This is a genomic window from Shewanella subflava (assembly GCF_025971955.1).
Classification (GTDB): domain Bacteria; phylum Pseudomonadota; class Gammaproteobacteria; order Enterobacterales; family Shewanellaceae; genus Shewanella; species Shewanella subflava.
On record NZ_JAPDMX010000028.1, the window covers coordinates 363,581 to 375,663 of the forward strand.

Below are 12,083 nucleotides of genomic sequence, written 5' to 3' on the forward strand. Positions count from 1 at the left end.
CAGACTTTGTCTGGGGTTATTTTTTTCTACCGACTATCTATTTTGTAATCCATCTATCTTTGCTCAGGCATAGAAGTACATAGCTTCAGTTTAATTAATTGCCTGCTGCTGGGATGTTCAGGATGAACGGAATGTCGCGATCACAAGGCCAGTGATGTTGTCGACATTATACTGACATTTCCCATATCCCTATGGGTCAGATGTGAAAATGCTCGACAACGGTGTTCGATTTTTAGACTGTAGGATAACGACTTATCATAAAAATCTATCTTGTTATCAAGCACTTTTCTTTACTATATTTTGATCACTTTTGACTGGGATAGGTATAAATATCGTTTATTTAACCGAATCAACCCATTGGTTAACTTTGGTTTCTAACACGTCTAAAGGCAATGGGCCATTTTTTAATATCAGCGTATGAAAATCGCGAATATCAAATTTATCACCCAGCTGCTTTTTAGCCTTTTCACGCAGCGCAAGAATCTTAATCATACCAATTTTATACGCGGTTGCTTGAGATGGCATAACGATATGACGCTCTACCATTTTTATCGCATCAGACTCCGCGTTAGGTGTGTTTTTAACGTAATAGGCAATGCCTTGTTCACGGGTCCATTTTTTAGTGTGGATCCCTGTGTCTACCACTAAACGGCAGGCACGCCATAGCTCCATAGCAAGACGGCCAAAGTCAGAGTACGGGTCGGCATATAAGCCCATCTCCTTAGGGAAGTATTCGGTATATAATCCCCAGCCTTCAATATAGGCGGTGTAGCCACCAAACTTACGGAACTGAGGCAGTCCCTCTAACTCTTGTGCGATAGCAATTTGCATGTGATGACCCGGTACACCTTCATGATAAGCCAGTGCTTCCATTTGATATTTGGGCATTGCATTCATTTCATACAGGTTTGCATAGTAAGTGCCAGGGCGTGAACCATCTGGCGCAGGTTGATCATAAAATGCTTTTCCTGCAGATTGCTCTCGGAAGGCTTCAACCGGACGCACCACCAGTTTCGCCTTAGGTTTAATTTTAAAGACTTCGTCTAAACGCGATTCCATGTTATCGATTAAGGCTTTGGCTTCAGTAATGTATGCATCACGGCCAGCTTGGGTATCTGGGTAATAAAATTGTTTGTCATCGCGCATAAAAGCAAAGAAAGCTTGTAAATCACCCTTAAAGCCGACTTTTTTCATAATGTCGCGCATTTCCCCATGGATACGAGCCACTTCAGACAAGCCTAGTTCATGGATTTGATCTGAGGTCATATCAGTCGTGGTGGTGCGGGCTAAGGCATTGTTGAAGTAAGCTTCGCCATCAGGAAACTTCCAAGCACCATCGCGGGTGTCTGCTTTGGTCTCTAACTCAGTGACATAGCTAATTAGGCTTTGATAACCGGGTTCAACATGCTCGATTAATGCTGATTTTGCCTCAGCTAATAGGGTGCTTTTCTCATTATCAGTTATCGCTAATTTAGCCACTTTGCGCTTAAAGTCAGCCCACAACGCACTGTCTTTGTCGCTGTCATCAAATGGGGCACCAGTAATGATATTTTGGCTGTCTGAAATAACGTATGGAAATACAAATTTGGGCGCAATAATCTGTTTATTGGCGCGAACGGTTAATTCAACTTCCAGCTGTTTGAGTAAAGGCTGAATACCCACTAAACGGCTAATATAAGCCTTAGCATCACTTAAATCGGTGATCTGATGCTGGTTAATCATGAAGGATGGCACCATTGAATGCAGGCCATACATTTGATTAATCGGATAAGTATGATAACGCCATTTATCATCGGCTATGCGCTGCTCAAAACTGGCTTTTAACAGTTCATAGCTAAGGGTGGTTTGCTCATCAAGTTGGCTAACATCTAGGGTTAATAACTTAGCTAGCTGGGCTTTAGTTAAGGCTAAATCACTATCTAAACCCGCATCTGAAATATCGTTCCATTTATCATAGTCTTGCTTAATGCCTAAATAGGTTTGATTAACAGGATTAGCCATCACGCTTTGCATAAAAAATTCATCAAATAGCGCGTTGGCTTTTTCTGATGCTGTTTGGGTTGCGCTAACGGTTTTAACACTCTCTTGGGCACTAAAAACTTGAGTAGAATGAGCATAAACCGCACCGCTTAATAAGCTAGAAAGGGTTAGAGCAATTAAGGTGGCTTTTGTTTTTGTTAGCATCGCACGCATCCAATAGTATTTTAAAAGCCGCTATCCTAATAAAGCTTTAAGCAAAAGTATAAAAGGAAGTGTTAGTAAGTGTTTCGGTGTTGTAATAAAAATGAAAGGGTTCTGATACATAGGGTGATATCAATTTTTATGAACATTACTAAATGACAGCGTTTTGCTGTGATCTTGAGTAAACGTTGAATCAATATTTTCTGAGTATCGCAGGTGAGGTTAAAAGTTACAGCGCCTGCTTGCTATATTTAATGGGTGAAATGATGGCGTTTAGTCTATCCACTTTTGTAAAGCCACGACATGTGATATTGCGTTGGGGATACTTACAAGCATGACGAATGCCCCGAGTTGGCTTCGGGGCAATGATAAACGTCATTTAAATAAACTGAGATAAAAGGTCGTTGACAAACATATGCCCTTTAGGGGTAAGTTGCCAATGGGTATCTGTTTCGGTAACTAAGCCACGGGCAATCGACTTTTCCATGCCCTCTTTAACAACGGTCGCTTTTTGCCCTGTGCGTAATTCAAATTCAGTTTTGGGGATCGGTGTCATTAGGCGTAAGCGATTCATTAAATACTCTAATGGTCTGTCTTGCGCAATCACCTCTGTTGTTTCAAAGGTATAGTCACTGGCCGCCAAATAGCCTTTTGGATGTTTAATTTTTACGGTACGTATAATGTTGTCGGTATCTGGCAAGGTGATTTTGCCATGGGCTCCGCAACCAATACCTAAATAATCACCAAACTGCCAATAGTTTAGATTGTGTCTGCATTGAAATCCTGGTTTGGCATAGGCAGAAATCTCGTATTGTTCATAACCTAACTCGGCTAACTTTTTTTGACCTTGCTCATAAATATGCCAGAGGTTTTCATCATCTGGTAATTGCGGTGGCTTAGAGTAAAACAGTGTATTAGGCTCAATGGTCAATTGGTACCAAGATAAGTGCGGTGGTAAAAGCGCTGCGGCAGTGTCAATGTCATGCATTGCTTCATCAAAACTTTGATTGGGTAAACCGTGCATGAGATCGAGGTTAAAACTCAAGTATTGCGCTTGTTTGGCTTTTTCGGCCGCAGTTTTCGCTTCATTTTGATCATGAATACGCCCAAGAAGATTAAGCTTTTCTTTTGAAAAGCTTTGTACCCCAATTGAAAGGCGAGTGACACCGGCGGCACGATAGGCCGCAAAATCATCATGCTCTAGTGTGCCGGGGTTAGCCTCCATGGTGATCTCAATCTCCTTTTCAAAAGGAATTAAGGCTTCCACACCCTTTAATAAGCGCTCAATTTGGCTGGCATCAAATAAAGAAGGCGTACCACCGCCAATAAATATAGTGTGTATGGAGCGTTGTTGGACGTAAGCTAAATCATTTTTCAGGTCGGCAAGTAACGCATCAACATAGGCTTGTTGAGGTAACTCGCCATGTTGACCATGGGAGTTAAAATCGCAATAAGGGCATTTTTGCACGCACCACGGAATATGGATGTACAAGCTTAGTGGTGGTAATGACAGCATGGATAAATCACCTTGTAATGAATAGCGTGCGTTTAGATGCAAGATTAACCATGAATAATGCCTTTGGCTTTCATGGCCGCAATTAACAGCTCGAGGGCTTTACCCCGATGGCTGTGGGCATTTTTTTCATCACTGGTTAATTCTGCCGCAGTTTTATCAAATCCCTGAGGAATGAAAATAGGGTCGTAGCCATGACCTTGCTCACCCTGTGGAGCATGCGCAATGGTACCTTCCCATGCCGCCTGACAAATAATAGGTGTCGGGTCTTTTGCATGGCGCATATACACTAACACACACTGAAATCGAGCTGCACGATCTTGCTTTGTTGTCATTTCGGCTAACAGTTTTTGATAATTACTTAGCTCGGTCGCACCCGCACCAGAATATCGTGCAGAATAAATTCCTGGCTCACCGGCTAACGCATCGACTTCAATACCAGAATCATCAGCAATCGCTGGCTTGCCTGTAATACTTGCGGCATGGCGAGCTTTAATGATGGCGTTTTCGACAAACGTGGTGCCCGTTTCTGCTACTTCGGGCACCTCAAACTGGCTTTGTGCAAGTACCTGAATATTAAACTGAGCCAGCATCTGGTCAAACTCATTCAGTTTGCCTTTGTTGCCACTGGCTAAGACAATTTGCTGTAAAAGTGAGGTTTGCATGAAACGACCTTATATCATCATTTATAAAGGCGGGCATTATACCTGATGCACGAGGTAAAAGAAGGGCAGCTAAAGCTGTTGGATTAACAGTCAGGCCATTTGGCAAGGTTTGTGCGCATTTTCAAAGGATGAAACTGCGCTGAAATGCCATAAACAATGCCATAACAATGCCATTGCTTGCGAAGCTTATAGCCATTACTAACTAGCACGCCCTAGTCGACATAAAATTTTTGTTTAAACTTTAATGTGGTATTCAGCTTTTTCGCATGTTTGATGGCAATGTTGAAGTTAATTTCCTGATTATCGCGATAGGGCACCTGTGCGATATAGTAGATTGCATCACCTTCACGTATTTCTTTGAAATTTAGATCCTTTCTGGCATCTAATAAGTTATTCGCAATACCTGAAATGTCGACAGCCACTGCGGGGTTTCCTTCCTGACTTGTGTCTAAAACCGCGATATTAACAATGCCATTAAAACGGCTACGTTCAATACCGTAGGTTTTAGCTATTGCAGGAGTAATAAAAGTACTGCCAAGGGCCATGTAATGGATATCATAATTGCCAACTTGTTGTTTTTGTTCAGCATTGGCACTACTTGTAAACAGCATAAAGCTTGCCATTAACGTAAGTGAAAGTATTTTACGTAACATGTTAATTATCCTTTTAAAATCATCTCAGCGTGGTTTGTTGCTGCGCTGTATTGATAAGTATAACCTGATATCAATGAGCTGAAGATTAATTGTCAGTGTTAAGACGCTTATTAATGTAACGGCATTTTTAGAGTATGTTGTTAGGTGCTAGTTATGTTCTCAACGGCATGAGATGTAAAAAAGGCAGGCTTAAATTTGCCTGCCTTTAAAACGAATTTGAGATTAGATGTTCGCCCAGAATGGGATGTACTGAGAGAATAAAATATTGATGAAGTTCATCGCGATAAACAACACTAAAACAGATAAATCTAATCCGCCAATCGCTGGGATAATACGACGAATAGGGGCCAGAATAGGCTCAGTGAGCTGGGTCATAATCATCACCACAGGGTTATAACCTTGATTGAACCAGCTTAGTACTGCACGGATTAACAACATCCAAAACAATAATACGCCCGCATTTTTTATCACAGCAACCACGCAGAACAACAATAAAATACCGATATCAATACCCGCGCCTGCAATAAGCGTCAGGACTAACATTTTTGCCAGTACGACTAAAAATGCGAGTAACACTGAAGCAGTATCAATACTGCCCATTGACGGTAGTATTCTGCGCATAGGGGCAACAATCGGTTGGGTCGCTTTAACCACAAACTGGCTAAACGGATTATAAAAGTCAGCGCGCACTAACTGCAGCCAAAAACGTAGAATGACTACCATTAAATATAAATCAAATACCGTGCTAACTAAAAAACTCATCGCATTCATGATTATGCCTTTCTCTTTTGCTTGTTCAGGGGGTTGAACTTAATGTGGTTCAGCTTTATTGGGTTGAATCAATCAAGGTGACTGATGAAGTAAAGATTAATCAGGCTGATTTTAGCATCCCATACTGATAACACACTTAATTTCTCTGTTTAAAATGTTTTTGCCATTTCTTCGGCGCGAGCGACACAGTTATTCATGGCCTTATCAACTAAACCCCGTAAATCGCCTTGCTCAAATGTTTCAATAGCCTGTGCAGTAGTGCCACCTTTTGAGGTTACATTATTACGTAACTCTGCCAAAGATAAGTCTTGGTTTTGAATCACCATTTGCGCAGCGCCTAATGCGGCCTGCTCGGCTAAAGCACGGGCTTTGGCTTCATCCATGCCCATCTTTTTACCTGTTTCTATCATTGATTCAATAAACAAGAAAAAATAGGCAGGTGAGCTGCCAGCAAGCGCAATAACTTGATTTAATTCTTCTTCTTTTTCAACCCAAACGACTTTTCCGCCGCTTTGCATCAACTGTTGGCAAATTGCTTTATGGACTTCACTAATATTGTTATCGGCATATAGGCCTGTCATACCAAAACCTAATTGTGTTGGCGTGTTAGGCATAGTGCGGATAAGGTTTATCGATTGGTTAAAGTACTCACTGTAACGCGCAGCAGGAATACCTGCAGCAATAGTAATGACTAACTTATTCGATAAATTTAACGACTGCATCTGCTCGCATACTTGCTGCATTAATTGTGGTTTGACACTGAGTACAATCACATCTGCTTGCTCAGCCGCTTTGACGTTATCATTAGACACCACAATACCAAAGTCGGCATGCAAGGCATCAAGTTTGGCTTGGCTTGGATTGGTTGCGTGTACCAGCTCAGTGGGGTAACCATTGTTAATTAACCCACTGACGATGCTACGGGTCATATTACCTGCGCCAATAAAACATACTTTTGCTTGTGTCATGCTATTAATCCATTTAATTTGTCATTATCTAGAATCTAGAATCTAGAATCTAGAATCTTAAAATCCGCTCTGCCCGTGGGTACCTAAACTGCATTATACCGATAGATATAAGGCCAAAAAGTGTAAATCCAATCATTTGGGCAAATAAGTGAGTGTTCGCTTATCCGTAAATTGCCATCGAGGTGATATCCATACCCTATGACCTTTCACCAAATATGGCGCTACCAATTCGAACCATGGTCGAACCATTTGCTATCGCTACATCTAAATCAGCACTCATCCCCATCGAAAGCGTGTCGATATTATCAAAGTGTTGTTGTAACTGTTGATAAATGCGTTGCAATTTACCGAACTCGTCTTGTTGCACCTGGATATCATCAGTTGCAGTGGGAATTGCCATCACGCCGCGTAAGGTCAGTTGAGGCATTTGGTTAATTTTTGTTGCCAGCGCTATCACGTCTTCAGCATCTATACCGGATTTTGTATCTTCTTGGCTAATATTAACCTGAATACATACCTGCAAGGGGGCTTGATGGGCGGGGCGTTGATCATTTAAACGCTGGGCAATTTTTTCACGACTTAATGTGTGCATCCAATCAAAGTGCTGCGCAACAATTTTGGTTTTATTTGACTGTAATGGGCCAATAAAGTGCCACTCAATGTCAGAGTACTCGGCACGCAGCGTGGTAATTTTTTGCTCGCCTTCTTGAACATAGTTTTCGCCAAAAAGACGCTGCCCTGCGCGATAGGCTTCTATAATATCGCTAATAGGTTTGGTTTTACTCACCGCAAGCAGCTTTATCTCATCAGGCATGCGTGAACATTTTTGCGCCGCTTGATTAATTCTACTCTGGGCGATTGATAATCTGTCTGCTATTGTTGTATTCATGTTGATAAAATGGACATCTCTATAATGGAAATCACTGAATTACTGGCCTTTAGTGTAAAACATAAAGCATCAGATCTACATCTTTCTGCAGGTGTTTCACCTATGATCCGTGTTGACGGTGAAGTCAGAAAAATTAACTTACCGCCGCTAGACCATGCTGGCGTACACAGTTTAGTGTACGACATTATGAACGATAAGCAGCGTAAAGATTATGAAGAACATCTTGAAATTGACTTCTCGTTTGAGGTGCCTAATTTAGCACGTTTTCGTGTTAACGCATTTAACCAATCTCGAGGGGCTGGCGCGGTTTTTCGTACCATTCCTTCAGATATTTTGTCACTTGAACAATTGGGCGCACCTGATATTTTCAAAAAAATATCCAGTTTTCCACGCGGATTAGTCCTAGTAACAGGGCCAACGGGTTCAGGTAAATCAACAACGTTGGCAGCAATGGTCGATTATATTAACGAAAACCGCCACGACCATATTTTAACCATTGAAGACCCAATTGAATTCGTTCACCAAAACAAGCAATGTTTGGTCAACCAACGTGAAGTACACAAACACACCCACAGTTTTAACGCCGCACTGCGAAGTGCACTGCGTGAAGACCCTGACGTGATTCTTGTTGGTGAGATGCGTGACCTAGAAACCATTCGCCTTGCGATGACAGCAGCAGAAACGGGCCACTTAGTGTTTGGTACCCTGCACACCACCTCAGCCGCTAAAACCATTGACCGTGTTGTTGACGTATTTCCAGCCGGTGAGAAAAGTATGGTGCGTACTATGCTATCTGAGTCACTGCAAGCCGTTATTTCGCAAACTTTGATTAAAAAGATTGGCGGTGGCCGTGTTGCCGCCCATGAAATTATGATGGGTACGCCAGCAATTCGAAACCTTATTCGTGAAGACAAGGTTGCACAAATGTACTCAGCCATTCAAACGGGCATGGCGCATGGTATGCAAACGCTAGAACAGTGCTTACAAACACTGGTTAACCGCGGATTAATTACCCGTGAAGATGCAATGCAAAAAAGCTCGAACAAACAAGCTAACTTCTAAGGAATATTAAAATGGATGTTCGCCCTTTTTTAGCCACGATGGTTGAAAAAAAAGCCTCAGACTTATTCATTACTGCGATGTTTCCGCCCAGTGCCAAAATTGATGGCGAGCTTAGGCCACTGACGGAGGCCAAGTTAACCCCGGCGCAGTCATTAGAGTTTGTTGAAACATTAATGACAGATGCGCAAAAAAAGGAGTTCAGAGAATCTCGCGAATGTAACTTTGCTTATGCCGTATCAGGTCTAGGACGTTTTCGTGTGAGTGCCTTTTGGCAGCGAGATTCAGCAGGTTGCGTGATGCGCCGCATTGAAACCACCATTCCTGAAGTCGATGATTTAAAGCTGCCACCCATTTTAAAAGATTTGGTCATGAGTAAACGTGGCTTGATCATTATGGTAGGGGGAACCGGTACGGGTAAATCAACGTCACTTGCCGCCTTAATTGGTTATCGTAATCAGCATGCCCGCGGTCATATTCTTACCATTGAAGATCCGGTCGAGTTTGTGCATAACCATCGCCAAAGTATTGTGACCCAACGAGAAGTGGGAATTGATACCGAATCCTTTGATGCAGCATTAAAAAGCTCATTACGTCAGGCGCCAGATGTCATTCTGATTGGTGAAATTCGTACCCAAGAAACCATGGAATTTGCGTTATCGTTTGCTGAAACGGGCCACCTCTGTATGGCAACGCTGCATGCTAACAACGCTAACCAAGCACTCGATCGCATCATGCACTTGGTACCAGAAAGTAAACATGGCCAGTTGTTGTTCGATTTGTCACTTAATTTACGCGGTATTGTGGCGCAGCAGCTTATCGCTAAATCAGATGGCACAGGGCGACGAGCGGCAATTGAAGTATTAATTAATACGCCACGGGTCAGTAGTTTGATTGCTAAAAATGAACTGCATTTGCTAAAAGAAACCATGGCAAAGTCGAATGAGCAAGGGATGCAAACATTTGACCAAGCATTATTGGGGTTATATTCAGCCGGCGAAATCAGCTACGCCGATGCACTTCACCATGCTGACTCGCCGAACGATTTACGTCTAATGATCAAGCTTAAAACCAATGACACTTCAAGCTCAGGGTTCATGGAAGGCGTTACTTTAGATTTAGATTAACCCGATCGCCATTGACCTTGTCAAGCCGCAACAATCGTTGCGGCTTTTTGTTATACTTGTTAATCAACTCTTTTGTTCGTGTCTTAATTGTAACGATCAGTGCGTATCGATAAATTGGATATTGTGTTCAACGATAGAGAAGCCATTCTGTTTACCCTAAGGATTTTTTCATGTCTTTCCTCAAGAAAGCCTCACTACCCGCATTACTGATTATTCCCCTTTGTAGTTTTCAAACTCAAGCAGTAGAAGTGACCGACGAACTCGATATTGGCGGCGCTGTTCGTGTGAATTACGCTTGGAAAGATTATGATAATAATGCCAAATTAGAGTTTGAACTCTTTCGTGCCGATGTTAATTACAAAAGCGAAGATGGTTTATTTGCTTCAGCCCAATATCGCTGGTATCAAGACATGGACGTTATTCACCATGCCTACATGGGATATCAGTTTGATGATGCACAATCAATCAAAGTGGGCGTGACTCAGGTACCATTTGGACTATTACCCTACGCTGCGCACTCCTTCTGGTTTGGGGCAACTTACTACATTGGCTTTGAAGATGATTATGATGCCGGCATTCATTATCAATATCAGCGCGACAACTTGCGGGTTGATTTAGCCTATTTTGCCAATGATGAATATGGCAAAGGCACTCGTTTTGACCGTTACTCATTTGATGTGGCAACAACCGCACAATCACCCTATGAAGAAGCTGGCCAGTTAAATGCCAGAATCGAATACGATCTCAAGCAGGGCGAGTTTAGCCATAAAATAGGGGGCTCATTTCAATATGGCCAGTTAGATTTTGTGGCTAATGTGTCAGGGCGAGATCCTATTGCAAATACGGATGATATTAATACCTTTGCAGGCGCGGCGCATTGGCAAGCGGATTGGCAAAAGTGGCAACTTCAACTGCAATACTTGCATTATGATTATGACCTTAACAATAGCAATCGCATTGCCTTATCCGCATTTTCATATCCCTTTGACATCGCCGCACAAGCTGATGTGGTGACAGCAAACATTTCAAAGTCGATGGATGTTGATTGGGGGCCGATTTCAAACTTAACCTGTTACAACGACTACAGTACGGTGATTGCCTCAGGCGATGGCCTGGCTGATTCGGTACAAAACGTGACGGGATGCGCGGTCACCGCGGGCAAGTTTTATTCGTATGTTGATTGGATTGCCGGAAAAAATATGTATTTTGCAGGCGGCGAGGGCGTTGGCATTGATAATGGCGATACCGCGTGGCATTCTCGACTCAATATCAACATTGGCTGGTATTTTTAATCGTGATCGAACGGCAGTCTGTGTTCGTATACAGCTGAATAAATATCATTTAATACCAATCACAGTAAATAAGTGAACAGAAATAGCGAAAGGAAAATACACGATAACAAAACAGATTTTTATGATAAGTAGTTATTTTAAAATCTAAAAATTTAACGCAGTTATCGAGGGTTTTACCAGCTAGACTGAACAGTTATTTATTACGACTGCTATAAACTAAGGATTGATCATGACTGTGACTGCAAAAAGCGTGAATCTCGTAGGTATGGGACCATTTATCAAAGGCGCTGGGGTAATATCTAGCCTATTTGTGGGCGCGGCGTTGTTCAGCGCCACGGCGACAGCGGCAAGTTGTCCGGATTACTTAAATGTTGAGGCGCGCAAATTACACTCTGAAGAAAATGTAAACCTGTGCGAACTTACCCAAGGTAAATCGGTGTTAATTGTCAACACCGCTTCCAATTGTGGCTTCACGCCGCAATTTAAAGCGCTTGAAGCTTTGCATCAAGAATACAAAGATAAAGGCTTAGTGGTAATTGGTTTTCCATCGGATGACTTTTTTCAAGAAGAAAAAGATGAAGCGAAAACTGCCGACGTTTGCTTTTTAAATTATGGCGTTACTTTTACTATGGTTGCCACTTCCCCCGTTCGAGGCAGCGATGCTAATTCAGTTTTCGAACATTTAAACGCCAAAACAAGCGCGCCAAAATGGAATTTCTACAAATACCTAGTGTCAGGTGACGGTGAAACCGTGACTCAGTTTAATTCTCGAGTCAAACCTGACAGCGAAGAGCTTAAAAATGCGATTGAAAAACAGTTAAGCCTATAACGTCTATAGCTTAATTGTCATATTATCAAAACCGGATAAGTGGTTTTTCAGCTCATTCAAACCTTCATTACTGTTATTTTACAGGTTAAGCAAAAGCCGTTTTTAAGGTAAAAGAGTATTTGATAGGCCATTTATT

Annotated in this window: 11 protein-coding genes; 4 read left to right on the forward strand and 7 right to left on the reverse strand. The window is 42.2% G+C overall.

Translation table 11 applies throughout. The annotated features are described in order from the left end of the window. Positions 1-336: 336 nt before the first annotated feature. The 7 genes from OHT75_RS13315 to OHT75_RS13345 all read right to left on the reverse strand — a co-directional run bounded on the left by OHT75_RS13315 (position 337) and on the right by OHT75_RS13345 (position 7,640). Entirely contained in the window at positions 337-2,184 is a 1,848-nt protein-coding gene (locus OHT75_RS13315) for a DUF885 domain-containing protein (protein ID WP_264727382.1), read from the reverse strand. A gap of 376 nt (positions 2,185-2,560) precedes the next feature. Beyond that, entirely contained in the window at positions 2,561-3,697 is a 1,137-nt protein-coding gene (gene hemW, locus OHT75_RS13320; protein ID WP_264727384.1) for a radical SAM family heme chaperone HemW, read from the reverse strand. Between the two features lie 44 nt (positions 3,698-3,741). Then, positions 3,742-4,359, reverse strand: coding sequence for an RdgB/HAM1 family non-canonical purine NTP pyrophosphatase (rdgB, locus tag OHT75_RS13325; protein WP_264727386.1), 618 nt, complete (start codon positions 4,357-4,359; stop codon positions 3,742-3,744). A gap of 212 nt (positions 4,360-4,571) precedes the next feature. After that, on the reverse strand, positions 4,572-5,012 hold the full coding sequence (locus tag OHT75_RS13330; RefSeq protein WP_264727387.1) for a DUF4426 domain-containing protein: 441 nt from the start codon (positions 5,010-5,012) through the stop codon (positions 4,572-4,574). Positions 5,013-5,234: 222 nt separating this feature from the next. Beyond that, positions 5,235-5,783, reverse strand: coding sequence for a YggT family protein (locus tag OHT75_RS13335; protein ID WP_264727389.1), 549 nt, complete (start codon positions 5,781-5,783; stop codon positions 5,235-5,237). Positions 5,784-5,932: 149 nt separating this feature from the next. Beyond that, positions 5,933-6,751: a pyrroline-5-carboxylate reductase gene (proC, locus tag OHT75_RS13340; protein ID WP_264727391.1), complete on the reverse strand. Its 819-nt coding sequence runs from the start codon at positions 6,749-6,751 to the stop codon at positions 5,933-5,935. 196 nt (positions 6,752-6,947) lie between these two features. Further along, the gene (locus tag OHT75_RS13345) at positions 6,948-7,640 is read right to left on the reverse strand and encodes a YggS family pyridoxal phosphate-dependent enzyme (protein WP_264727393.1); all 693 of its coding nucleotides are present in this window, start codon (positions 7,638-7,640) and stop codon (positions 6,948-6,950) included. 24 nt (positions 7,641-7,664) lie between these two features. Between OHT75_RS13345 and OHT75_RS13350 the strand changes: the two genes are divergently transcribed. The 4 genes from OHT75_RS13350 to OHT75_RS13365 all read left to right on the forward strand — a co-directional run bounded on the left by OHT75_RS13350 (position 7,665) and on the right by OHT75_RS13365 (position 11,947). Next, positions 7,665-8,702 (forward strand): type IV pilus twitching motility protein PilT, encoded by a 1,038-nt coding sequence (locus OHT75_RS13350; protein ID WP_264727395.1) that lies wholly within the window; start codon positions 7,665-7,667, stop codon positions 8,700-8,702. Positions 8,703-8,713: 11 nt separating this feature from the next. Continuing rightward, a complete protein-coding gene (locus OHT75_RS13355) occupies positions 8,714-9,826 on the forward strand; it encodes a PilT/PilU family type 4a pilus ATPase (RefSeq protein WP_264727396.1) in 1,113 nt (370 codons plus the stop codon). A gap of 170 nt (positions 9,827-9,996) precedes the next feature. Then, positions 9,997-11,118 carry a hypothetical protein gene (locus OHT75_RS13360; protein WP_264727398.1) on the forward strand — a complete coding sequence of 374 codons (1,122 nt, stop codon included), beginning with the start codon at positions 9,997-9,999 and terminating at the stop codon, positions 11,116-11,118. A gap of 265 nt (positions 11,119-11,383) precedes the next feature. Continuing rightward, positions 11,384-11,947: a glutathione peroxidase gene (locus tag OHT75_RS13365; protein WP_264727771.1), complete on the forward strand. Its 564-nt coding sequence runs from the start codon at positions 11,384-11,386 to the stop codon at positions 11,945-11,947. Positions 11,948-12,083 lie beyond the last annotated feature (136 nt).

Coding starts and splice junctions, on each gene's coding strand:
- OHT75_RS13360 (WP_264727398.1), top strand. CDS start 9,997: ATGTCTTTCCTCAAGAAAGCCTCACTACCCGCATTACTGATTATTCCC.
- OHT75_RS13355 (WP_264727396.1), top strand. CDS start 8,714: ATGGATGTTCGCCCTTTTTTAGCCACGATGGTTGAAAAAAAAGCCTCA.
- OHT75_RS13335 (WP_264727389.1), bottom strand. CDS start 5,783: ATGAATGCGATGAGTTTTTTAGTTAGCACGGTATTTGATTTATATTTA.
- OHT75_RS13330 (WP_264727387.1), bottom strand. CDS start 5,012: ATGTTACGTAAAATACTTTCACTTACGTTAATGGCAAGCTTTATGCTG.
- OHT75_RS13315 (WP_264727382.1), bottom strand. CDS start 2,184: ATGCTAACAAAAACAAAAGCCACCTTAATTGCTCTAACCCTTTCTAGC.
- OHT75_RS13350 (WP_264727395.1), top strand. CDS start 7,665: ATGGAAATCACTGAATTACTGGCCTTTAGTGTAAAACATAAAGCATCA.
- rdgB (WP_264727386.1), bottom strand. CDS start 4,359: ATGCAAACCTCACTTTTACAGCAAATTGTCTTAGCCAGTGGCAACAAA.
- OHT75_RS13345 (WP_264727393.1), bottom strand. CDS start 7,640: ATGAATACAACAATAGCAGACAGATTATCAATCGCCCAGAGTAGAATT.
- OHT75_RS13365 (WP_264727771.1), top strand. CDS start 11,384: ATGGGACCATTTATCAAAGGCGCTGGGGTAATATCTAGCCTATTTGTG.
- proC (WP_264727391.1), bottom strand. CDS start 6,751: ATGACACAAGCAAAAGTATGTTTTATTGGCGCAGGTAATATGACCCGT.
- hemW (WP_264727384.1), bottom strand. CDS start 3,697: ATGCTGTCATTACCACCACTAAGCTTGTACATCCATATTCCGTGGTGC.